Source organism: Sphingopyxis sp. 550B (assembly GCF_057401805.1).
Genome location: NZ_CM171610.1, coordinates 2,405,471 through 2,428,104 on the forward strand (window position 1 = coordinate 2,405,471; position 22,634 = coordinate 2,428,104).

The following is a 22,634-nucleotide window of genomic DNA, read 5'->3' on the forward strand; positions in this document are numbered from 1 at the left end:
GGATGACGGGTCAGGCCGCTTCGGTCGCCAGCCCGAGCTCGGGGATGTGGACCGAGCGCTGGCCGCCGAAGCTCGACCGCACCACGATGACGCCCTGTTTCTCCATATAGTCGAGCAGCCGCCGCACGCGCCCCGGCGACCGCGTGCCGTAAGCGCGGCCGAGCGCTTCCTCGTCAGGGCAGGGCGCCCCGTCCATCGCCGCGCGGGCGATGAGCAGGAAGGGCGCGAGCATGTCGTCGGGCAGCCGCGCCGCCGCGCCGAGCAGGTCGCGCCAGTGCGGATCGGCCGGGTCGAGGATGCCGCCCTTCGCCAGCGCGAAGCGACGGCGGAACTCGGCTAGGTCGAACGGCGCGGCGCGCAGGCGCTGCATCCGGCAACGCACCGAGAAATCCTGATAGAGGATCGTCTCCGGCTGATAGGCGCTTTCGGCATCGCCGAGCATGTCGCGCAGCACCGCCTCGACCACCGCGCCGGCATCGATGCTGTCGGCGGCCGCGGGCGCCGATACGTCGTCCGCGGCGGATGCGTCGGCTTCGTGATGCGCGATGCGCTCGATCACCTCAGCCGCGGCGACGGGGGCGGGGCGCAGGGGCGCCGGCGGGGGCGCCGCGCTCTCCATCTCGGCGAACAGCATCGTGCGCATGTCCTGCGGCTCGGCGTCGGGCAGCGGCAGCAGGCTGTGCGTTCCGGCGCGGCTGCGCGTCTCGGTCGCGCCGATGCGGATCGCGACCGGGCGCCGCGCGATCGCGGGACCGAGGCCCAGGAAATGCCCGCGTTCGAGGTCGCGGATCGCCTCCGCCTGCCGCCGCTCCATGCCGAGCAGGTCGGCGGCGCGCGCCATGTCGATGTCGAGGAAGGTGCGCCCCATCAGGAAGTTGCTCGCCTCCGCCGCGACATTCTTGGCGAGCTTGGCGAGGCGCTGGGTCGCGATGGCGCCGGCCAGGCCGCGCTTGCGGCCGCGGCACATCAGGTTGGTCATCGCCGACAGGCTGGCGCGGCGCACCGCGTCGGACACGTCGCCCGACGCGCTCGGCGCGAACATCTGCGCCTCGTCGATGACGACGAGCGCGGGAAACCAATGCTCGCGCGGCGCGTCGAACAGCGCGTTCAGAAAGGCGGCGGCGCAGCCCATCTGCGCCTCGATATCGAGCGCTTCGAGGTTGAGGACGACCGAGGCGCGATGCTCGCGGATGCGTGCGCCCATCGTCGCGATCTCGCGCTCGTTATAGTCGCCGGCGTCGATCGCGACATGGCTGTAGGCGTCGGCGAGGGTGACGAAATCGCCCTCCGGATCGATCACCACCTGCTGGACGAGGCCCGCGCTCTGTTCGAGCAGGCGGCGCAGCAGGTGCGACTTGCCCGATCCCGAATTGCCTTGGACGAGCAGGCGCGTGGCGAGCAGCTCCTGCACCTCGATGCGCACACCCTGACCGCGCTCGTCGATTCCGATTTCGATGCTGTTGTTCACCCCGCTGCCCCTAATCCGCGGCCCGCCCGAAGACAACCGAGCGGCGGCCGCGGCGTTGGAATATCGCGCGCCGTCTGCCACAAGGGCGCGGCCATGGATTTCGACGACCAGCTCTTTCGCTATTTCGGCACCCGCGACATGGGCGCGATTCCGCCCGCGGCGCTGGCGGCGGGGACTGAGCGGATGCGCGTTGATCTGGCGCTGGAGGCGCATGCGGGCCGCCGCTTCGCGCTGTGGGCGCTGCTCTATATGCTGGGCGCAGCGCCCGATCTGGAAGTCGCCTTTCCCGACGCGGCCGACCGCGATTCGGCGCGTGATTTCATGGACATGATCGACCGCGCACAGGACGAATGACGCGGGTTCGCGTGGGCTTGTGGTTGCGGTCTTAGCGCAGCCAAGCGGCAGAGTGGCGGGATGAGACCTCCGCCCCCCGTTCGCCCCGGCGCCGGAACGGCAAAAAGGTGGGCACCCCATGGGATGCCCACCTTTCCCTTCGCCTCGATGCTATCGGGGGTCAGAGGCGAAGCTTGGCACCGACCGTCACATAGGTGCCGATCGAGTCGTAGTGGACCGATCCGGCGGGGCTCAGCGGCGGATCGCGATCGAACAGGTTGTTGACGTTGGCGAAGAGCGTGAACCGCTCGTCGATATTCGCCTGCGCGTTGAGGTCGACATAGACCCGGGCGGAGGTGTCGTTGTTCGAGATGTTCAGCAGATGGTTGTACTGCCCGCCGCCGACATAGCGGACGCGTGCGGTAAAGGTCGCATGATCGTCGCCATAGGTGACGCTGCCGGTCCCGCGCCAGTGCGGCGTGCCGAAGGTGACGTCGCCGACGTCGCCGGCGCGGTCGATGACCGAGATGCCGTCGTCGATCACGACCTTCGACACATAGGTCGCCAGCGCCCGCAGGCGAAGCGTGCCGCCGCCGACCGGCTGCTGATAGCTCGCCTCGATATCGACGCCGCTGGTCTTGTACTGCGCAAGGTTCAGATAGGTCGAGTTGATCTCGGTCGGGCGGCCCTGGCCGTCGCGCGTGATCTGCGAGCAGGCGTTCTGGTTGCCGTTGCCGCAGGCGGTGATGACGTCCTGGGCGTTCGGCGAGGTGATCGCATCGCGCAGCTTGATGTCGAAATAATCGACCGCGAGGTTGAAGCCCGGCAGGAAGGTCGGGGTAAAGACCGCGCCGAGCGTCAGCGTGCTGCCGATCTCGGGCTTCAGGTTCGGGTTGCCGCCGCCGTACCGCGTGACGCTGTACGACTGGCCGTTCTCGGACACCGTCGAGAAGGTGGTCGTGCGCGTCGTGAACAGTTCGGCAAGGCTGCCCGAGCGGATGTCGCGCGAGCGCGAGACGCGCAGCAGCAGATTGTCGAGGATGCGATCGGTGGCGCCGATCTTCCACGACCAGATGCCGCCGCTGGTGCTATAGTGGCTGTAGCGCGCGGCGGCGCTGAAATCGAGCTTGCTGAACGGCTGGTCGAGCAGCGGTATCGCGACTTCGCCGAACCCTTCCTGCACGTTGAACCCGCCGTCGAGCGGCGAGAAGTTGAAGCGGCTGAACCCGCGCGCCGTCGAGATGGGATCGATGCTGTTCGTCACCTGCTTTTCCCAGCGCGCCTCGCCGCCGAACGCGATCGAGACCGGGCCGGCCCAGGTCGAGAAGGGGTCGCCGCGCAGGCTGGCGCCCATGCTGTCGAGCTTGATCGTGTAGACGACCTTGGCGAGGTCGCCGAACACATAGTCGATCGCGGCCGGATCGGCGCGACCGGCACCCAGGATGTTGAGCGGGCGGCACGCGGTGTTCGGGTCGGTCAGCGCGACCGCGCAGACGATGTCGCTGCCGACGCGGACCGCATCGAGCGCTTCCGTCATCTTCGCGCCGACGATCTGATTGTGATAGCTCTGCATGTTGCGCAGTTCGCCATGGTTGTAATAGGCGGAATAGCGCCACGCGCCGTCGGCGAAGCTGCCGTCGACGCCGATGCCGCCCTCGACGTTCTGGCGGTAGTAATCGAAGGTGCGCATGCCGTAATCTTCGAACACGCGGCCGATCCTGACCGTCGTCTCGCCCGCGCCGAGCTGGCTGCGGATGCCGTCGAGATAGGGATTCGAGGCTTTCAGCGTGTAATTGCCATATTCGGCATAGAAGGGATATTTGGCCCAGATGCGGCTGTAGAGCCCGTCGATCCAGAAGGTCGCGTCGCCGACCTCGAAGCTGGCGCGGGCATAGCCGTTGACGCGCTGATAGGGGTTGGCGAGCGACTTCTGGTCGCCGATCCCGCGCCCTTCGCCGCCGACCATCAGCGTGCCGTCGCCATTGATCATGCTGCCGTACTGATAGGGGCGCAGCAAGCCGTCGGCCGCGAAGGTCATGCCCTTGAGCGCGCCGGTGGTGATCAGGCCGTCGAGGCCAGTGTTGGCCGGATTGACGTCGCGGATCAATATCTGTTCGGTGCTGCCGGCGGGCGTGAACAGGTCGGCGCTGCCGACATTCTTGCGCGCGTTGCGGCTGAGGATGCCCTCGTCGTTCTGATATTCGCCGCCGATCATGAAATGGCCGCTGCCGCCCGCGAACTCGGTGCCGAAGCTGCCGTTGATGCTGTAGCGATAGCCGTCGCCGCGCGTCGACAGGCCGTTCTGGACGCCCAGCTTCAGGCCCGACAGATTGTCGTCGAGGATGATGTTGACGACCCCGCCGATCGCGCCCGAACCCCAGGCCGCGCTCGCGCCGCCGGTGACGATCTCGACGCGCTTGACCATGTCCTGCGGAATGCTGTTGAGGTCCGACGCGCCGTTGAAGCGGCGGTTGTTGAGCAGGGTCAGCGTGCGCGTGGCGCCCAGGCCGCGAAGGTCCATCGCCGAAGTGCTGGAATTGGTGTTGGCGTTGGTGCTGTTCGGCGACACGGTGGCGCGGAACTGCGGCAGGTCGTTCAGCACCTGCGCGATGCTGGGACGTGCCCCCTGCGCCAGTTCGGATTCGCCGACGACGGTCGTCGGGGTCGGCGCGTCGAAGCCCTTGCGGTCGATACGCGAGCCGGTGACGACGATCGCCGAATCGGCGGCGGCGCCCTCGTCGCCGGCTTCCTGCGCCGCGGCCGTGCCGCCGCAGGCCAGCGCGAGCATCAGCCCCGCCGCGGCGCTGCCGCCCATCAACAGGGTTTTCAACCCGGTCCGATCGTTACGCATAGATATTCCCCTTTTTTGAATGTCGTTGAATGAAATCGGCGGTCAGTCCGCGCGCGTGAAAAGCAGGTCGAAGGCGCGGTTCTCGCCGAAGCGGAGCGCGGTGACGGCGCCCGCGGCATCGCGCTGGAACTTGACGATGATGCGCGAGGCGCGCGGCGCGGCGGTGCCGGTGAACACGTCGCGATAGGCCGGCGCGAGCGGCTGGCCGGTCCAGCGCGGACCGCTGTAGACAAGCTGGCCGCCGCTGGCCTGGAAGCTGAGGCAGGTTCCGGTTTCGGCCGAGCAGAAGCGGCCGACATAAGGCGCGGGATCGAGCGCGGTCACGGCGTCGACCTTGCGATAGGGAATCTTTTCCCCCTCGCGCGTTTCGCGGACCAGGCTGCCCTTCGCGCCGAAGGCGAAGATATCCTCGCGCAGCATCCAGCGCCCCGGCCCGACCGGAACGAGCGCGCGGCCGTCGGCGCGCAGGCCGCCCTTGTCGTCGACGTCGAAACGGAGCGGCGCGCCGCTCACGCTGTCGGCATAGAGACCGGTCGGGGCGGCGCCGCGCGGCACATAGGTCCTGGCGTTGTCGGACGGCAGGAAGATATCGGCGGCCGCGCGCCCCAGCGCCGGCGCATCGGCATCGCCCGCGTTGCACAGCAGCGATACGGCGAGCCGCTGCGCCGGATAGCGCGCCATCCAGGCCCGATAGCCGCCGGTCGACCCCGAATGGCCGACCTCCTGCTGCCCGCGATGGTCGAGATTCACCAGCGCGAGCGCATAGGCGATCGGCGTTCCGTCGTTGAGCTTCGTCGTCTGCTGCATCTGGGCGGTGAAACCCGGCCCGAAGAAATCGCTGTCGAGCGCCGCCTGCCATTTGACGAGGTCGCCGACGGTGGTGAGCAGGCCGCCATTGCCATAGGCGTCCTCGATCACCTGTTCGTTGCGCCAGACGCCGTCTTCGAACTCATAGGCGCCGGTGCGACCCGGCACGATGTCGCCATGATCGTCGCGCCAGCGCGTGCTGGTCATGCCCAGCGGGACGAAGATGCGGTCGCGGGTGAAATCGGCGAGCGACTGCCCGCTGACCCGGTCGACGATGATCGCCAGCAGGTTGTAGTTGGTGTTGCTGTAGAGATAGTGGCTGCCCGGCGCGAAATTGAGCTCGGCCTGACGCGCGGCGATCCGCAGCACGTCATCGTTGTTCGCGGTGCGCGAATTGCGCGGCCAGCCCTCGATCGCCGAAACCGATCCCCAGTCGCGCAGGCCGCTGGTGTGGTGCAGCATGTGCGCGATCGTGACCGGAGCGGCATAGGCCGGCATTTCGGGAAGATATTTGCGGATATCGTCGTCGAGCGACAATTTGCCCTCGCGCGCCAGCATCAGGATCGCGGCGGAGGTGAATTGCTTCGAATCCGAACCGGCTTCGTAGATGCTGTCGACGGTGGCAGGCACCCCGAGTTCGAGGCTGGCCATGCCATAGCTTCGCATCGCGATCGGCTGTCCGCCCCGCGAGATGGCGATCGCGCAGCCCGGCGTATCGTCGCGCGCCCAGCGTGCGAACAGCCCATCGAGCTGCGCAATGGTAGCAGCGTCGCCGGGCGCGGGTGCCTGAGCCACGGCCGGCGTCGCGCCGCACAAGGCCAAGGTCGCCCCCGCAAGCAGAGGCAGGCTGGTCTTCATATCCGATTCTCCCGTGGCGCTACGGACAAGGTTCGAGCGCGCCTCCCTAATCGAGGTCGCTGTCACGAAGCTGACACCAACGACGGCGGCCCGGCTTTCGGGTAATGAATGGAAAATTATCGGTGCCGGGCGTGACATTTCCGTATGCGGAGATAGAGGCTGGCCGTAATTTCCATCGCAACAGGGCAGGAGGCGAAGCGGAATCGGATCATGCGCGTGCTGTTGGTGGAGGACGACGAGCGCCTGTCGCGCGGCATGGCCGCCTCGCTGGAGGCGGCCGGCTTCGCGGTCGATTGCCTGGCCAATGGCGAAGACGCGCTGCATCTCGCCGAAAGCGAGCCCTACAGCGCGATCATCCTCGATCTGGGACTTCCCGACATGGACGGGCTCGACGTGCTGGGGGCGCTGCGCACACGCGGGGTGACGACGCCGATCCTGATCCTGACCGCGCGCGACATGATCGACGACCGGGTCACCGGCCTCGATCGCGGCGCCGACGATTATATGGCCAAGCCGTTCAGTCCGCGCGAACTCGAATCGCGCCTGCGCGCGCTCGTCCGCCGCAGCCAGGGCACCGCCGACCCGGTGCTGCGGATCGGCGCGCTGTCGTTCGACCGGTCGAGCCGGACGGTGACGCTCGACGGCCGGGCGATCAATCTGCGCCGCCGCGAACTCGCGGTGCTCGAAACGCTGATGGGGCGGCCGGGCAAGGTGATCCCGAAGGAAAGGCTGGCGGCGGAAGTCTTCAATTTCGACGATGCCGTGACGCCCAACGCGCTGGAGGTCTATGTCGGGCGCCTGCGCCGCAAGCTGCAACCGTCGGGACCCGCGATCCGCACCGTGCGCGGCCTCGGATATATGATCGAGACCGATTGACCGATGCGCCGTCTTCCCCCCTCGCTGCGCTTTCGCCTGACCGCCGCCGTTCTCCTGCCGCTCACGGGGCTCGTGCTGTTCTTCGGCATCATCACGACGCTGGTCGCGCGCAATAACGAGGCCGATACCGTCGACCGGGTGTTGATCGGGTCGGTGCGCACCTTGAGTCTCGCGTACAACAGCCCGGCGGCCGACCGCGAACGGCTCATCCCGCTCGCGGTTCACCTGCTCAAGCGACGCGCGCGTCCGGTCGTGCATTACAGCGTCTGGCGCGGCGACCGGCTGATCGCCGGCGACGCGGCGCTGCGCCCGCCCGCCGACTATAGCCCGATCGACGACGGCACGATCGACCGCCATCCCCCGACGGTCTTCACCAACGCCTATCGCCAGACCCGGCTGGTGCGCGGCTATCTCGACCCCGCCGACGCGCGCGCGGTGACGCAGGCCGCCTATCTGCGTGATGGCACATTGCACGGAAAGCCCGCGCGGATCGCGATGGAAATTCGCCGCGCGCACGGCGACGACCAGCTGATCGCGATCCAGATCGCCGATTATGTCGACGACCGCCTGGCGCACGAGCGCGCCTTCCTGCGGCAGGTCCTGATGATCGGATTGACGGCACTGTTCGTGACCGGTCTGCTGTTCTGGCTGGCGATCCGCTGGGGTCTGCGCCCGCTCGGCACGCTGACCGAACAGGTCGAGGCGGCACGGCGCGCCGCCTCTCCCTCGGTCCGGCTCGATGCGGACGAGGCGACGCCGACCGAAATCCGTCCCTTCGTCGCCGCGTTCAACGGACTGATGGCGCGGCTGGAGCGCGCGAGCGAATCGCTGCGCCAGTTCACCTCGAACGCCTCGCACCAGATGCGCACGCCGCTGGCGGTCGTGCGCGTGCAGCTCGACGTGCTCGAACGCTATGGCCCGCAATCGCGGCAGGGGCAGGCGGCGCTGACCGACATTCCGCACGCCATCGACACGCTCGAACAATTGTTGCGCCAGTTGATCGCGCTCGCGCGGAGCGAGGATCAGGGGATGATATCGGTACAGCCGTTCGACCTGGCCGACATCGCCGCCGGCGTGACGGGCGAGCGCGCCGCGCAGGCTTCGGCCGACCGGCTCATCAGCTATGAAAAGGAGGGCGAGGGTCCGGTGATGGCGATGGGTCAGCCCACGCTTGCCGCCGAGTTGATCGGCAATCTGCTCGACAATGCGATACGCTACGGCCGCCCCGGCGGGATGGTCTCGGTCCGCCTGACGAACGACGCGCGCGGGCCGCTGGTCGAGATCGACGACGACGGCCCCGGCATTCCCGAGGCGGAGCGCGAGAAGGTGTGGGATCGCTTTTACCGCATCCAGGGACGCGGGCAGCCGACGGGGACCGGCCTTGGCCTGCCGATCGCGCGCGCGCTGGCGCAGCGCATGGGCGCGCAGATCGAACTGGCGGATGGCCGGAGCGGCCGGGGATTGTGCGTGACGGTGCGTTTTCTGCGCGCCGATTGACCGGTGACAGGTTGGTGTCAGCGCCGCCGCCTATTCGCTGTGCTTCACATCAGGGGAGCATCCGCATGTCGACCAATTTCGCCCGTCCCTTTGCCTGCCCCAAGGTCCTGCGCATCCTGTTGCTGGCCGGATCGGCCGCGGCGGCGCTGACCGGGCTTTCGGTCCATGCCCAGCAGCGCGGCGGCCAGACGCTCGAAACCGCGCCGGTCCCCAGCACGCCGATTGCGGGCGATTTCAGCCTCGCCGCCGTCGGCGACCTCATCTATCTGCGCCCGATGCTGGCGACGCTGGAGAAGCAGGCGCCCGAGATGCTGCGCATCCTGCGCGGTGCCGATGTGACCTTCGGCAATTTCGAGACCACCGCGCTCGACCTCGCGACCTTCAAGGGATCGCCGCAGGCCGAATCGGGCGGGACCTGGATGCTCGCCGATCCGGCAGTGCCCAAGGACGTCGCCGCGATGGGCATCGATATCGTCGGCCATGCCAACAACCATGCGACCGACTGGGGCGTCGAGGGGATGATCGAGACGCTGAAGCTGCTCGACGCCGCGAAGCTGGTGCGCGCCGGAACCGGACGGACGATGGCAGAGGCGCGCGCGCCCGCCTATTATGACGGACCGCAGGGGCGCGTCGCGCTCGTTTCGGCGACGACCACCTTCACCCCCATGACCCCCGCGGCCGACCCGCTGGGCCGGGTGCCGGGCCGTCCGGGCGCCAACACGATCCGCAGCACCGAGATCGGGCAGGTGTCCGAAGCCGACCTTGCGGTGCTGGCGCGCATCACCGGAACGAAGCCGGGCGCGACGGTGCGGATCAAGGGCCGCGACTTTCGCGCGGTCGATGCTCCGACGACCCCGATGACGATCGGCTACGATCTCAACCGGAAGGATCTGGACGCCAATCTGCTCGCGGTGCGGCAGGCGAAGCAGAATGGCAATTTCGTCGTCTTTTCGCTGCACAATCACGAACCCGGCAACGCCAGCCAGACCCCCGCCGATTTTGCGCCCGGTCTTGCCCGCCAGATCATCGACGCGGGCGCCGACGTCTATATGGGACACGGGCCGCACCAGCTTCGCGGCATCGAGATCTACAAGGGCAAGCCGATCTTCTATTCGCTCGGCAACTTCGCGATGATGAACAATTCGCTCGACGAGGTGCCCGCCGACATGTTCGACCAGTTCGGCGTCACGCCGGGCAGCGTTACGACCCCCGAACTGCTCCAGGCGCGCAACGCGAAGAGCTTTTCCGATCCCAACCTCTATGAATCGGTGATCGCGACTACGCATTTTCGCGACGGACGGCTGACCGAGGTGCGCCTGTATCCGATCGATCTCGGCGTCACCGCGACGGGCGCGGCGCGCGGAGTGCCGAACATGGCCGACGCGGCGACCGGCGCCCGCATCCTCGAACGGCTCCAGCGGCTGTCGGCGCCTTTCGGCACGCGGATCGACATCGTGAAGGGCGTCGGCATCATCCGCGTCGCGAACTAGGCCGGGCGAGGCCCACGCCGCGCCCGCCGCCGGCCACCGTTTCATAGGAGTGAGACTTGCAGACCGCCGATTTCCTGATCTTGGGCGGGGGCATCGCCGGCGTGTCCGCGGCGGCGCGCCTCGCCCCGCATGGCCGGACCATCCTGCTCGAGGCAGAGGACGGTTTCGGCTATCATTCGAGCGGCCGCAGCGCGACCTATTATCATTTCGGCATCGGTAAATCGGTGGTGCGCGGCATGACGGCGTTCAGCCGCGCGCATTTCGAAACCGTGGGCGCCAACGGCACCGCGCTGTCGCGTCCTTCCTCCGCGCTGTTCATCGCGCCGCCGGAGATGCTCGCGGGGCTCGACGCGCTGGAGGCGGAGATGCGGCCCTATAGCGACGGGCTCGAACGCCTGGACGCCAATGCCGTGCGCGCCGTCGTGCCGGTCCTGCGCTGCGGCGGCGACGGGATCGTCGCCGCGGTGCTCGACCGGACCGCGCGCCGCCTCGACAGCGAGGCGCTGCAACAGGATTACCGCGCCGCGATCAAGCGCGAAGGCGGCCGGTCGATCGCGGGCGCCCGCGTCGTTGCGATCGCCCGCGACGGGGCGGCCTGGGTCGCGACCACCGCGGCCGGCGATCGGTTCGTCGCCCCCGTCCTCGTCAACGCGGCGGGCGCCTGGTGTGACGAGGTCGCGCGGCTGGCGGGCGTCGCGCCGTTGGGCCTGCAACCGCTGCGCCGCACGATCATCGCCTTCGACGCGCCGCCCGGTCAGGAGGTTCGCGACTGGCCGTTCACCAAGACCGCGGTCGACGATTTCTACATGCTGCCCGAATCGGGGCGGCTGCTGGCGTGCCCCGTCGATGAGGTGCCGAGCGAGCCGACCGACGCCCAGCCGGAGGAGTATGACATCGCGCTCGCGGCGGCGAAGGTCGAACATTATACGTCGCTTGCCGTCCGGCGGATCGGCCATAGCTGGGCGGGGCTGCGCACCTTCACGCACGACCGCGTTCCGGTCGCCGGCTTCGCCCCCGACGCCGACGGCTTCTTCTGGCTCGCGGGCCAGGGCGGATATGGCCTTCAGACCGCCCCGGCGATGAGCGCGATCGCCGAGGCGCTCATCACCGGCGGCACATGGCCCGCGGGTCTGACCGACTGGGGCATCGCACCCGCCCATCTTGCGCCCGAACGGCTCGGGGTCGGGGCCGTCTAACGAGCGTGTGGCGTCGCCGTCGTGCGTCAAGCTTGCTGGGGGTGGATGTCGAAACCGGTGATGCGCGCCGCCCCCGCGGCGTCCGCGGCATCGCGTGCGTCATTGCCCGCGCTCTGACCGCGGCGAACACCCCACGGTGTCGAGGACCAGCGCGGCGTCATGTTCGCGAAATATCGGTCTGCATGGCCATCCAACGCAAGCCGCGTCTCCCGGTTGCTCGACGCGGACGGACCGCACCCCGATCGCAACTTTTCGGGCAGAGCTTCATTTCGACAGGGTGGGGGAAGGATAGAGACTGCAATGCGCACCTGCCGGATCGACCAATCCTCGATGATCGATTGCGCCGCGTTCGATCCGGATACGTCCATCCTTCGCATCCGCTTTCGCGATAGCGGCATCTATTTCTATTTCGACGTTCCGGAGGAACTGTTCGACGGCTTGTGTCGGGCGGCGTCGGCGGGGACCTTCTTCAACGACCGGATCAGGGACCGGTTTCGCTGCGAGCGCGACCCCGAACGCCGCCGCTTCCGTCCCGATGGCTAGACTCTGATGACATTGGATTGACCCACTTCGTCATTGCGAGCGGAGCGAAGCAATCCAGAGCGGTTTATGCCCACTCTGGATTGCCGCGCGGCTTCGCCGCTCGCAATGACGATTCCAACTCATGTCATCATATTCTGGCCGCCAGTCCGGTGGGCGAGCCTTTCCTCCTGACAGGGACGGGCGAGCAACATCGTCGCGCGCCGGGCGTTGCCGGAAAGAGGGGGAGTAGAAGGAGTCGATAGCGAGAGGCAGCCGCCTCGGCGATGGCGTGATGCCGATGCCGGAATGCTGCGCGTCGAGGGCCTCCGCCCTCCCGAGCCTGGCTGTCGGCGTGCCTTGCGAATTGTCGGGCTCGCATGGCTGGCGAGCTATTGTTGCGCTGGTATAGGGCAAACCGACCAGCAGCATGCCGGCGGAACTCCGGCTGCTTCGCTTTGACGACGAATCGGGGGTGGAATGAGCATCGAACTGCGCGTCTTGTCCGGTCCCGAAATCCGCGAAATGCTGCCGATGTCGGCGTGCATCGAGCTGATGGAAACCACGATGGTCGCGGTGTCCGAAGGGCAATCGCTGCTGCCGCTGCGCAGCATCATGACGATGCCCGGCGACATCGGTGCGCTCGGGATCATGCCGGGCTATCTGGCGACCGCCGATATGTACGCGGTCAAGCTGCTCAGCCTCTTCCCCCGCAATGCCGGCACCAGCCTTTCGTCGCATCTCGGGATGCTGGTGCTGTTCGAAACCGGCCACGGCCACCCGGTCGGACTGCTCGACGCCGCCGAGATCACGGCGATCCGGACGGCCGCCGCCAGCGGCATGGCGACGCGCCTTCTCGCCCGCGGGGAAGCGACGCGACTGGCCATATTGGGCACCGGCGAACAGGCAAGGCGACATGTCGAGGCGATGATTGCCGTCCGGCCGAGCGCGGACATCCGCATCTGGGGCCGCAATCCCGCGAAAGCGCAGGCTCTCGCCGCATCCTGTGCCGCCACCTATGATGTCGGCTGTCGCGCCGTCGAACAGGTGGCCGATGCCGTGGCGGGCGCCGACATCGTCTGCACCACGACCCATGCCTCCGAACCGATCCTGCCGGGTGCATGGATCGAACCGGGCACGCACCTCAACATCGTCGGCTCGAGCATTCCGAGCACCGCCGAGATCGACGGCGATCTGGTCGCGAAGTCGCGCTTCTTCGTCGATTATCGGGATTCCGCGCTCAACCAGGCCGGCGAATATCTGCGCGCGATCGCCGCGGGTCTGATTGGTCCCGATCATATCCTCGGCGAAATTGGCGAGGTCGCGTCAGGCAAGGTGGCGGGACGCCGCAGCGACGACGACATCACGATCTACAAATCGCTGGGCATCGCCGCGCAGGACATTGCGGCGGGATATCATGTGCTGGCCCGCGCTGCCGACCGGAATATCGGACAATGTGTTTCGTTCGGTTGAAGGTCTTGTCGGCCTCAGTTTCCTTTCATTCTTGATCGGCGGCACCGAATGCGCGTCCGCCCAAGTTGATCCATTTGAAGTTTTGCCGATTTTTGCGGCGCGCCCCTTGCTCCATGGGGAACTTCCCCATCGAGGGGCGCGTCTCTCCTGCATCTTGGAACGCCCGCAGGAGCGCGAAGATGGCGGAAAAGGACAAACGCGCCGACGGTGATGCCCGGCCCGAGCAGGCCGAGGGCGCTCCGACGCCGGGCGGACTTCCGCAGGAGGATGTCGAGGATCGCGATAATGTCGGCATCGTGAAGCCCGGGGACTATCCGCCCGATCAGCGCGCGTCGGCCGAGACCGCTGGCCTCGGACGGGACCGCGGCGAAAAGGGCAGGCCGGCGACGCCGCGTGCGAAGTCGAACCGGAGCGATTAGAGGAGGTTGTGATGGCGATCTGCGATCAATGCGGCAACGATTATGACAAGAGCTTCACCGTCGAACTCGGCGGGAAGACCTCGACCTTCGACAGTTTCGAATGCGCGATCGAAGCGCTGGCGCCGCGCTGCGCCCATTGCGACTGCCGAATCATCGGACATGGCGTGGAAGAGGGCGACGATATCTTCTGCTGCGCACACTGCGCCGGACAGAGCGGCGGCACTCGGATCAGGGATCGGGCATGACGGATGATCGGCATATCTGGGATTTGCGCGGCACGCTGACGCGCGCGCATGACGAAGAGAGCGGCATCGAATTGCCGCCGCTGGAAGATGATCTGCCAGCGGCGAGGCCGCTTCGCGAAATTCTTGTCGCGTTCCATCGGGCATCGCCGCAGGATCGCGAACATTTCACGCTCGTGCTGGAAAACGGCCAGGCGTTCAGTGCCGACGACATATCCGAACTTCTCTCGCGCCCTGATTCGCCGTTCCGCTGAAGCCTGTCTCATGGCGCGAGCGTCAGTCGGCCACCTCGAACAGGCCGCCGCGCCCATCCCCCCGCCGTGCACATCGCTACGACGATCCAGCGTACATCGCGGCGACGAAAGGTGGGATGGCGCTGTCCAAGGGAGCGCTTACGAGCCTTCCCGAGCAATCCCTCGCAGCATTCTTGTCGAGCGAAGGATTGGAATCATCCGCCGCATCGCGATTGCCGTGGTCGTGTTTGCCGGGCATTCTGGATTGACTGCACCACCAGCGGGCATCGGATAGGCGCGAATCGAAGTCCAGTCGCCAAAAGAGCTCGCACAAGCGATTGAATATAATCGAGGAAAATTGGTCGGGACGAGAGGATTCGAACCTCCGACCCCCACACCCCCAGTGTGATGCGCTACCAGGCTGCGCTACGTCCCGACCGGCCCGATTGGGCAGGCGAGGCCCCTAGCGCGGCTTGGCCGGCGATGCAAGGCTCTCCTGAGGAGAGCCGGGGGCGGTATGCGACGGACGGATGGCGGCTCTTGATCGGCGCTGTCCGGTCCCCATCTTGCCGCGGCCTGTCGCGGGGAGGGCTCAAGCCGCCGGTTGCGCGCGCCGCCCCTGCGTGATAGGCGCCGCGCCATATTTCTATGCGCCGGCCCTTCCTGCGGGCGGCGGCGCTTTCGAACGGAAAGTTTTCATCCATGTCGACGACATTGCTTCTGACCCAGGTGGCCGGATCGGGGGGCGGGGCCGCCAGCCTGCTGATGCTAGCGCCCTATGTCCTGATCTTCGTTGTGTTCTGGTTCTTCCTGATCCGCCCGCAGCAGGTGCGGATGAAGGAACATCGCGCCAAGATCGCGGCGGTGAAGCCGCGCGACCAGGTCGTTACCGGCGGCGGCATCGTCGGCAAGGTGACGCGCGTCGACGATGATTTCGCCGATGTCGAAATCGCGCAGGGCGTGAAGATCAAGGTCGTCAAATCGACCCTGTCGGACGTTCTCCAGCCCGGCGGCAAGCCCGCCAACGACTGATGCGGCGGCGGCGACCGCCGCTTCCGCCCAGACCAACGGAATCCCAGTCATGCTCGATTTCCCGCGCTGGAAGACCCTCGGCATCAGCCTCATCCTGCTGGCCGGCATCCTCTTTTCCATTCCCAGCTTCTTGCCGACGAAGGCGTTCGAAAGCCTTCCCGGCTTTGCCCAGATCAAGGTCAACCTGGGCCTCGACCTTGCGGGCGGCAGCCATCTTCTGCTCGAGGCCGACGTTGCCGACCTGCAGAAGACGCAGCTGTCCAACATGGAAAAGACGGTGCGTACCGCGATGCGCGGCGAACGCGGCGCCGACGACGACATCGCGATCGGCGAACTGTCGAACGCGGGCGGCAAGATCAGTTTCCTCGTCCGCGACCAGACGAAGCTCGACGCCGCGCGCGAGCGGCTGTTCGCCGAGACGCAGGGCGCCGGGCTGACCGGCCAGCGCGACTGGAACATCGACGTCGTCGACACGACGCGCATCGTGCTGACCCCGACCCGCGCCGGGCAGGCGCAGGCGGTCAGCCGTGCGATGGATACCGCGCGCGACATCATCGACCGCCGCGTCAACGCGCTCGGCACGCGCGAACCGACGATCATCCGCCAGGGCAGCGACCGGATCGTCGTCCAGGTGCCGGGGCTTCAGGACCCGAAGGCGCTGAAGGACCTGATCGGCAAGACCGCGCGCCTCGAATTCCGCATGGTCGACGCCAACGCCGATCCGAACGAGGCGATGCAGGGCCGCGTGCCGGTCGGCAGCGAGATCGTGCCCTATGCCAAGGGCGAAGGCGGCGGGGCGCCGTTCGAGGTGCTGAGCCGGCAGGTGATGATCAGCGGCGAGCAGCTCATCGACGCGCGGCAAAGCTATGATCCGCAGAGCAATCAGCCGGTGGTGACGATCCGGTTCGACGCCGCGGGCTCGAACACCTTCGCGCGCGTCACCGCGCAGAATGTCGGCAAGCGCTTCGCGATGGTGCTCGACGGCCAGGTGCTGTCGGCCCCGTCGATCAACGAACCGATCCTGGGCGGCAGCGCGCAGATTTCAGGCAGCTTCTCGGTCGCCAGCGCCAATGCGCTCGCCATCTCGCTGCGCTCGGGCGCGCTGCCGGTGAAGATGACGGTGGTCGAGGAACGGACGGTGACGCCCGAACTCGGCGCCGATTCGATCGAGAAGGGCGTGATCGCCGGGATCATCGCGACCGTCTCGGTGCTGGTGCTGATGCTCGTCGTCTATGGCCGCTTCGGCGTCTATGCGAACATCGCGCTGATCTTCAACGTCTTCCTGATCATTGCCACCATGGCCGCGTTCAACGCGACGCTGACCCTGCCGGGCATCGCGGGCTTCGTGCTGACCATCGGTGCCGCGGTCGATGCGAACGTGCTGATCAACGAACGGCTTCGCGAGGAGCTGAAACGCGGGCGCCGGCCTTTCCAGGCGGTCGAACTGGGCTATACCGAGGCGAGCCGCGCGATCTTCGACGCCAACGTCACCAACGTCATCGCGGCGGCGCTGATGTTCTGGTTCGGGTCGGGCCCGATCAAGGGGTTCGCGGTGGTGCTGACCATCGGTATCGTGACCAGCGTCTTCACCGCCGTCACCGTCACGCGCATGTTCGTCGCGCACTGGCTTCGCGCCAAGCGCCCGACGGCGATCCATATCTGAGGGAGCTGAACGATGCGCCTGCTGAAACTCGTCCCCGACGATACGAACATCGACTTTCTGCGCTGGCGGAAGGTCGCCTCGACCATGAGCTTCCTGCTCGTCGTCCTCTCGATCGCGCTCGTCGCGGTGCGCGGGTTGAACCTGGGCGTCGATTTCGTCGGCGGCCAGTCGGTCCGCGTCGATTTCGTGGGCACCATGCCGCCGATCGAGGAGATCCGGAGCGAGGTGGACAAGATCGGCCTCGGCGAACCGACGATCCAGCAATTCGGTTCGGACAGCGCGGTGTCGATCCGCACGGGGTTGCCCGAAGGCGACAAGGAAAGCGCCGATCGTGCCGGCGAGCAATTGGTCGCCGGGATTCACAAGGCTTTTCCCAACGCGAAAACGGGCGCGGTCGAAACCGTTTCGGGCAAGGTATCGGACGAACTGCTGCGAACCGGCGCGATCAGCCTGGCGCTCGCGGTGCTGGGCATCTCCATCTATATCTGGCTGCGTTTCGAGTGGCAGTTCGGCGTCGGGGCGCTCGGCCGCCTGTTCCACGAGGTGTCGCTGACATTCGGCTTCTTTGCGGTGACGCAGTTGCAGTTCGATCTCAACAGCGTCGCGGCGCTGCTGACGATCGTGGGCTATTCGCTCAACGACACGATCGTCGTCTATGACCGGATTCGCGAGAATCTGAAGAAATACCGCAAGATGGAGATCATTCCGCTGCTCAACCTCAGCATCAACGAGACCTTGTCGCGCACGGTGATGACCAGCGTCGCGATGTTCCTGGCGCTCGGCGTGCTGCTCGTTTTCGGGCCGGACGTGATCTTCGGCTTCACCGCCGCGATGCTGCTCGGCGTGTTCGTCGGCACCTATTCGTCGGTGCTGATGTCGACGCCGGTGCTGGTCTGGCTGAAGGTCGGCCCGCACAGCTTCGTGCCGCGCACCTCGGCCGCGACCAGCGGCGCCGAGCGTGTCGCGCGCTCGGACGACGGCGCGGTGGTCTGATACCCGGCGGGGCCTATCGTCCCGCGCAGCGACGCAGATGGTCGGCGAGTTCGCGGCCATTGCGGTCCCAGTCGAAGCGGCCGGCAAGGCTGGCCGCGACCTCCGCTTGCCCGGGCGGCGCGGCGAGGATCGCACGCACCGCCGCGGCGATGGCGTCGGGTGTGCGCTCCACGATGCGCCCGGCCGTCGGTGAGGCAACGAGTTCGGCCGCGCCGCCCGCGTCGCTGATCACGATCGGCGTACCGCAGGCGAGCGCCTCGACCCAGGCATTGGCCAGCCCTTCGCTGACCGACGGCATCACCACCGCATCGGCGGCGCGATAGAGCGTCGGCAGGTCGGCGTTGGCGACCGGGCCCATCATGTGGACCCGCCCGGCGACGCCGATCCGCTCGGCAAGCGCGCGATAGCGGCCTTCCTCTTCCCCCGCTCCGGCGAGCCAATAGTGCACGCCGGGCAGCATGGGCAGCGCCTCGATCACCAGCGCCTGGCCCTTGCGCGGGATCAGCGCGCCGACGGTGGCGATGACGGGATCGGTCCCGATGCCGAGCGCCGCGCGCGCGGCGGCGCGGTCGCCGGGGCGGAACCGCTCGCCGTCGATGCCGGTGTAATGGATCGCGACCTTGCCGGGATCGATCCCGATCGCCGCCATGTCGCGGCGCATCGATTCGGAGACGGCGAGCAGCCAGGCGGCCCCGTCGGCGGCGGTGAGCAGCTGGGCCTTCGTCGCCGCGGCATGGCCGAAATGACTGATGTCGGCGCCGCGCGCCTTGACCGAGAAGGGCAGGTCGAGCGCCGCCGCGACCCGCATCGCGGCGGGGCCGTCGGGATAGAAGAATTGCGCGTCGACGACGTCGAACGCCGCGCCGCGCACCGCCGACAGCACCGCGCGCGCCACCAGCGCGGGGTTGAAGCGTGCGCCATGGCGCGGGATCAGCGGGAAGTGCGGACGATGCACGGCGAGGCCGTTCCACGTCTCGGTTCGCGGCAGGCTGCGCAGCGCGCGATAGCGCGGGTGGAGCGATAGCGGGAAGGGCGGCAGGCCGACCGGCGCGACGACGGTCAGGGCGATGCCCGGCTGCTGCGCCAGCGCGCGCAGACTCCTTTCGACGAACAGCCCGAAGTTCGGCCGCGCCGCGTCGGGAAACAGCGTGGCGATCGAGAGGATGCGGAGCGTCACGGCGACGGATAGACGGAATGCGTCATTGCGAGGAGCCGAAGGCGACGCGGCAATCCAGAGCTTGCGCGAACCGCCCTGGATCGCTTCCCCCGGATCGGGTCGGCGTACATAGCCTTCAGGCAAGTAAGGGCCTGTGCCCCGGCGAAAGCCGGGGGCCACACGGGGCAGCGCTGTGCCATCTGGACCCCGGCTTTCGCCGGGGACCGGTTACCTGTGGAAAAGGAATAATTGCCGATCAGGTCTGGGATCGCAAGGACGAGCGTCTGGAACATGGGAGCGAACCTCACAGCGTACGGATCAGTCGCACCGCGACCGCGGCCCAGGGCGGATTGCTCACCACCTGCTGCCGCTGCCCGACCCCGAGCGGCAGCAGATAAAGCTTTTCGCCGTCGACGTTGAGCAGGCGGGCGAAGATGTAGCGCCCGGCGGGGCGCGGCACGAGCAGGTCGCGGTTGAGCGCAGCCGTCCAGTCGCTTTCGATCCGCCGGCACCAGATTTCGTCGCCCGCGCGATAATCGCCGATCGACGAGGTGACGCGCACCGCGACCATGTCCTCGCCCGGCCGCGCGGTCAGCGCCTGCTCGACCCGCGTCGGCGCCTGCGCGCCGTCGGCGCCGAGCAGCGCGGTGATCGTAAGCTGCGCGTCCTGCGGAAGCCGGACAAGTTCGGCCGCCTCGACACCCAGCGCTTTCGCGATCCGGTTCATCCAGCCGAGTGAAAGCGTGCGCGTGCCGGTTTCGAGCCGGCCGATCGTCTGCGCGGTCGTCGGCGGATCGCATCGCTGCGCGACCTCTTCCAGCGTCAGGCCCTTTGCGCGGCGGACGGTGCGGATGCTGTTGATCATGGTGCGGCTCCGATAACCAAATCGGTTTTTTCTTTCCTACAAAATATCCAGATGTCAAGCGCGGTTTGAACGCGAATCTTTCCGGACACCCCAAAGGAGAAGCCGATGACCGCACGCCGCCTCGAAACCCGCCTCCATCCCGACGACCGGATCGATCCTGGCAAGACGGGGCCGCAGGTGATGCGGCATGTCACGGTCAATGTCGCCGAAAGCCCGATCGCCTGGCTCGCCGCGCGCGGGTTGCTGACCGCGCCGCAACTGGCCGCAGGCGAACGGCTGCGCGCCGATTATGAGCGCGCGGGGCTGGCGGCGCGGGTGACGATGCGCTGGGACGCGGCGCCGCCCGCGAAGAGCCGCGGCGGCGCGCGGGCATCGGACGCCTCGCTCGCCCGGATCGATGCGCACCGGCGCTTTCACGCGGCGATCGACCATGTCGGGCCGGGGCTCGCCGACATCTGCTGGCGCGTGATCTGCGCGGGCGAGGGGATCGGCGGCGCGGAAAAGGCGCTCGGCTGGCCGGCGCGGTCGGGCAAGCTGGTCCTCGGGCTGGCGCTCGACCGGCTGGCGCGGTTTTACGGGGCGGGGTGATTTCGGATGGGGGCGGCTGCAAGCGAACCTCTCTGATCGTCATCCCGGACTTGATCCGGGATCCATTCCCGCAGCGCCGAAAGAATGGATCCCGGATCAAGTCCGGGATGACGAAAGCTGGAAAACGACCGGAACACGACATTCTGCATTTCATAGCAAAAGAAGGGGATGGCCGCTTACCCCGCTAAGTCGACGTTATCCCAGTGCCTCGACTTCCTCGGCGAGCGCCAGCCAGCGATCCTCCGCCGCCGCCTTTTCGTCGCGCAACGTGTCGAGTTTCGTCGTCAGCGCGGTGAAGCGCGCGTTGTCGCGCGTGAACAGGCTGCCGTCGGACAGTTCGGTCTCGATGCTTGCCATTTCCGCTTCGATCTCCTCGATGCGGGCCGGCAGGAGGTCGTAGTCGCGCTGGTCTTTGTAGCTCAGTTTCTTGCGTGCTTGCGGCTGAGGCGGCGGGGCGGTTCCGTTCGTGGCCGTCCTGGCCTTCGCGGCCGCCGGCTTGCTGCGCTTCGCCTCCCAGTCGGCATAGCCGCCCGCGACGATGTCGACCTTGCCCGATCCGTCTAGACCCAGCGTCACCGTCACCGTGCGGTCGAGGAAATCGCGGTCGTGGCTGACGAGCAGCACCGTTCCCTGATAATCGGCGATCACCTCCTGCAACAGGTCGAGCGTTTCGAGGTCGAGGTCGTTGGTCGGCTCGTCGAGGACGAGCAGGTTCGATTCGCGAGCGAATTCGCGCGCGAGCAGCAGACGCGATCGCTCGCCGCCCGACAGCGCGCCGACGCTCGCCTCGGCGACCGAGGGGTCGAAAAGGAAATCCTTCAGATAGCCCTGCACATGCTTGCGCACCCCGCGCACGTCGACCCAGTCGCCGCCATCGGCGAGGATGTCGCGCACGCTCTTTTCGGGCGACAGCAGGCTGCGCTGCTGGTCGATGACGATGCCGTCCAGCGTCGGCGCAAGCGTAACCGTGCCTTCGTCGGGCGCGATCTCGCCAGTCAGCAGCTTGAGCAGGGTCGACTTGCCCGCGCCGTTCGCGCCGACGATGCCGATGCGGTCGCCGCGCTGGACGCGAAAGGTGAAATCCCTGATGATCGTGCGGTCGCCGAACGTCTTGGAGATATTCTCCGCGACGATCACCGACTTGGACCGCACGTCGTCGTTGGCGAGGCCCAGCTTGGCGACGCCGGGGCCGCCGATCATCGCGGCGCGCGTCGCACGCATTTCCTTGAGCTTTTCCAGTCGCCCCTGGTTGCGCTTGCGCCGCGCGGTGACTCCGCGCTCCAGCCAGTGCGCCTCCAGCCGAAGCTTGGAATCCAGCTTTTGCGCGGCGCGGGCTTCCTCGGCAAACACCGCCTCGGTCCATTCGTCGAAACCGCCGAACCCGATTTCCTTGCGGCGGATGCTGCCGCGGTCGAGCCACAGCGTCTGGCGCGTCAGACGGGTCAGGAAGGTGCGGTCGTGGCTGATCGCGACGAAGGCGCCGGTGAAGCGCGACAGCCAGGATTCGAGCCAGTCGATCGCCGCAAGGTCGAGATGGTTCGTCGGCTCGTCGAGCAGCAGCACGTCCGGATTCTGCGCAAGCGCGCGGGCGATGGCGGCGCGGCGGCGCTCGCCGCCCGAAGCGCTGGCGGCGGCGCGGTCCATGTCGATGCCGAGCTGGTCGGCGATCGCGGCGACTTCATGCGCCTCGGGCGCGTGGTCGCCGCTGGTCGCATAGTCCATCAGCGTTGCATGGCCGGTGAAGTCGGGTTCCTGCTCCAGCAGCACGACGTGGGTGCCGGGGACGATGGTGCGCTTGCCCTTGTCGGGTTCGATGTGGCCGGCGAGCAGCTTGAGCAGCGTCGTCTTGCCGGCGCCATTGCGGCCGATCAGCGCCAGCCGGTCGCGCGCGCCGATATAGATGTCGAGATCCTGGAACAGCCAGCCGGTGCCCTGCACCAGGCCCAGGCCTTCATAAGATAAGATCGGTGCCGCCATGATGAACGGCTCGCTACCGGTCCGTTCAGCCTCATGCAAGCGCCGCGCGGTCAAAGGCCGGAACGGGTTCGCTCCGTCGGCGTTACGGGGGGACGATC

Annotated in this window: 21 protein-coding genes and 1 tRNA gene; 14 read left to right on the forward strand and 8 right to left on the reverse strand. The window is 67.4% G+C overall.

Going from position 1 to position 22,634, the window contains the following annotated elements; genetic code table 11:
• Window positions 1–10 precede the first annotated feature (10 nt).
• Window positions 11–1,468, reverse strand: a complete 1,458-nt coding sequence (locus AC2S9W_RS11240) for a helicase HerA domain-containing protein (RefSeq protein ID WP_486570838.1) — start codon at window positions 1,466–1,468, stop codon at window positions 11–13.
• Between the two features lie 93 nt (window positions 1,469–1,561).
• On the opposite strand from AC2S9W_RS11240, the gene AC2S9W_RS11245 reads away from it, so the two are divergent.
• Window positions 1,562–1,822: a hypothetical protein gene (locus AC2S9W_RS11245; RefSeq protein WP_486570839.1), complete on the forward strand. Its 261-nt coding sequence runs from the start codon at window positions 1,562–1,564 to the stop codon at window positions 1,820–1,822.
• 160 nt (window positions 1,823–1,982) lie between these two features.
• On the opposite strand, the gene AC2S9W_RS11250 is transcribed toward AC2S9W_RS11245, so the two are convergent.
• On the reverse strand, window positions 1,983–4,652 hold the full coding sequence (locus AC2S9W_RS11250; RefSeq protein ID WP_486570840.1) for a TonB-dependent receptor plug domain-containing protein: 2,670 nt from the start codon (window positions 4,650–4,652) through the stop codon (window positions 1,983–1,985).
• Window positions 4,653–4,694: 42 nt separating this feature from the next.
• Window positions 4,695–6,317: a serine hydrolase domain-containing protein gene (locus AC2S9W_RS11255; protein ID WP_486570841.1), complete on the reverse strand. Its 1,623-nt coding sequence runs from the start codon at window positions 6,315–6,317 to the stop codon at window positions 4,695–4,697.
• Between the two features lie 210 nt (window positions 6,318–6,527).
• Here AC2S9W_RS11255 and AC2S9W_RS11260 point away from each other — a divergent pair, with 210 nt between their 5' ends.
• The 4 genes from AC2S9W_RS11260 (at window position 6,528) to AC2S9W_RS11275 (ending at window position 11,376) form a co-directional block, all read left to right on the forward strand.
• Window positions 6,528–7,193: a response regulator gene (locus AC2S9W_RS11260; RefSeq protein ID WP_067105752.1), complete on the forward strand. Its 666-nt coding sequence runs from the start codon at window positions 6,528–6,530 to the stop codon at window positions 7,191–7,193.
• Window positions 7,194–7,196: 3 nt separating this feature from the next.
• Entirely contained in the window at window positions 7,197–8,690 is a 1,494-nt protein-coding gene (locus AC2S9W_RS11265) for a sensor histidine kinase (RefSeq protein WP_486570842.1), read from the forward strand.
• Window positions 8,691–8,755: 65 nt separating this feature from the next.
• Entirely contained in the window at window positions 8,756–10,180 is a 1,425-nt protein-coding gene (locus AC2S9W_RS11270; RefSeq protein WP_486570843.1) for a CapA family protein, read from the forward strand.
• A 56-nt stretch (window positions 10,181–10,236) separates the two neighbouring features.
• Window positions 10,237–11,376, forward strand: a complete 1,140-nt coding sequence (locus AC2S9W_RS11275) for an NAD(P)/FAD-dependent oxidoreductase (protein WP_486570844.1) — start codon at window positions 10,237–10,239, stop codon at window positions 11,374–11,376.
• A gap of 26 nt (window positions 11,377–11,402) precedes the next feature.
• On the opposite strand, the gene AC2S9W_RS11280 is transcribed toward AC2S9W_RS11275, so the two are convergent.
• A complete protein-coding gene (locus tag AC2S9W_RS11280) occupies window positions 11,403–11,537 on the reverse strand; it encodes a hypothetical protein (protein WP_486570845.1) in 135 nt (44 codons plus the stop codon).
• Window positions 11,538–11,676: 139 nt separating this feature from the next.
• Between AC2S9W_RS11280 and AC2S9W_RS11285 the strand changes: the two genes are divergently transcribed.
• The 5 genes from AC2S9W_RS11285 (at window position 11,677) to AC2S9W_RS11305 (ending at window position 14,283) form a co-directional block, all read left to right on the forward strand.
• On the forward strand, window positions 11,677–11,919 hold the full coding sequence (locus tag AC2S9W_RS11285; protein WP_486570846.1) for a KTSC domain-containing protein: 243 nt from the start codon (window positions 11,677–11,679) through the stop codon (window positions 11,917–11,919).
• A 456-nt stretch (window positions 11,920–12,375) separates the two neighbouring features.
• Window positions 12,376–13,368: an ornithine cyclodeaminase family protein gene (locus AC2S9W_RS11290; protein WP_486570847.1), complete on the forward strand. Its 993-nt coding sequence runs from the start codon at window positions 12,376–12,378 to the stop codon at window positions 13,366–13,368.
• A 179-nt stretch (window positions 13,369–13,547) separates the two neighbouring features.
• On the forward strand, window positions 13,548–13,787 hold the full coding sequence (locus AC2S9W_RS11295) for a hypothetical protein (protein WP_486570848.1): 240 nt from the start codon (window positions 13,548–13,550) through the stop codon (window positions 13,785–13,787).
• Window positions 13,788–13,798: 11 nt separating this feature from the next.
• Complete coding sequence (locus AC2S9W_RS11300; RefSeq protein WP_486570849.1) at window positions 13,799–14,032, forward strand: hypothetical protein; 234 nt, start codon at window positions 13,799–13,801, stop codon at window positions 14,030–14,032.
• A gap of 23 nt (window positions 14,033–14,055) precedes the next feature.
• Complete coding sequence (locus tag AC2S9W_RS11305; protein ID WP_486570850.1) at window positions 14,056–14,283, forward strand: hypothetical protein; 228 nt, start codon at window positions 14,056–14,058, stop codon at window positions 14,281–14,283.
• Window positions 14,284–14,621: 338 nt separating this feature from the next.
• Here AC2S9W_RS11305 and AC2S9W_RS11310 read toward each other — a convergent pair.
• Window positions 14,622–14,698: transfer RNA gene (locus AC2S9W_RS11310), tRNA-Pro, on the reverse strand.
• Window positions 14,699–14,964: 266 nt separating this feature from the next.
• Here AC2S9W_RS11310 and yajC point away from each other — a divergent pair.
• The 3 genes from yajC to secF are packed head-to-tail and all read left to right on the forward strand — an operon-like array spanning window position 14,965 to window position 17,950.
• The gene (gene yajC / locus AC2S9W_RS11315; protein WP_486570851.1) at window positions 14,965–15,294 is read left to right on the forward strand and encodes a preprotein translocase subunit YajC; all 330 of its coding nucleotides are present in this window, start codon (window positions 14,965–14,967) and stop codon (window positions 15,292–15,294) included.
• A 49-nt stretch (window positions 15,295–15,343) separates the two neighbouring features.
• On the forward strand, window positions 15,344–16,957 hold the full coding sequence (gene secD, locus AC2S9W_RS11320) for a protein translocase subunit SecD (RefSeq protein ID WP_486570852.1): 1,614 nt from the start codon (window positions 15,344–15,346) through the stop codon (window positions 16,955–16,957).
• Between the two features lie 12 nt (window positions 16,958–16,969).
• Window positions 16,970–17,950: a protein translocase subunit SecF gene (gene secF / locus AC2S9W_RS11325; protein WP_067184413.1), complete on the forward strand. Its 981-nt coding sequence runs from the start codon at window positions 16,970–16,972 to the stop codon at window positions 17,948–17,950.
• A gap of 13 nt (window positions 17,951–17,963) precedes the next feature.
• Here the strand turns inward: secF and AC2S9W_RS11330 are convergent, their stop codons facing one another.
• Window positions 17,964–19,127, reverse strand: a complete 1,164-nt coding sequence (locus AC2S9W_RS11330; RefSeq protein WP_486570853.1) for a glycosyltransferase — start codon at window positions 19,125–19,127, stop codon at window positions 17,964–17,966.
• Between the two features lie 283 nt (window positions 19,128–19,410).
• Entirely contained in the window at window positions 19,411–19,971 is a 561-nt protein-coding gene (locus AC2S9W_RS11335; protein ID WP_486570854.1) for a helix-turn-helix domain-containing protein, read from the reverse strand.
• Between the two features lie 105 nt (window positions 19,972–20,076).
• Between AC2S9W_RS11335 and AC2S9W_RS11340 the strand changes: the two genes are divergently transcribed.
• Complete coding sequence (locus AC2S9W_RS11340; protein ID WP_486570855.1) at window positions 20,077–20,559, forward strand: DUF6456 domain-containing protein; 483 nt, start codon at window positions 20,077–20,079, stop codon at window positions 20,557–20,559.
• A gap of 195 nt (window positions 20,560–20,754) precedes the next feature.
• Here AC2S9W_RS11340 and AC2S9W_RS11345 read toward each other — a convergent pair whose 3' ends face one another.
• A complete protein-coding gene (locus AC2S9W_RS11345) occupies window positions 20,755–22,536 on the reverse strand; it encodes an ABC-F family ATP-binding cassette domain-containing protein (protein WP_486570856.1) in 1,782 nt (593 codons plus the stop codon).
• Window positions 22,537–22,634 lie beyond the last annotated feature (98 nt).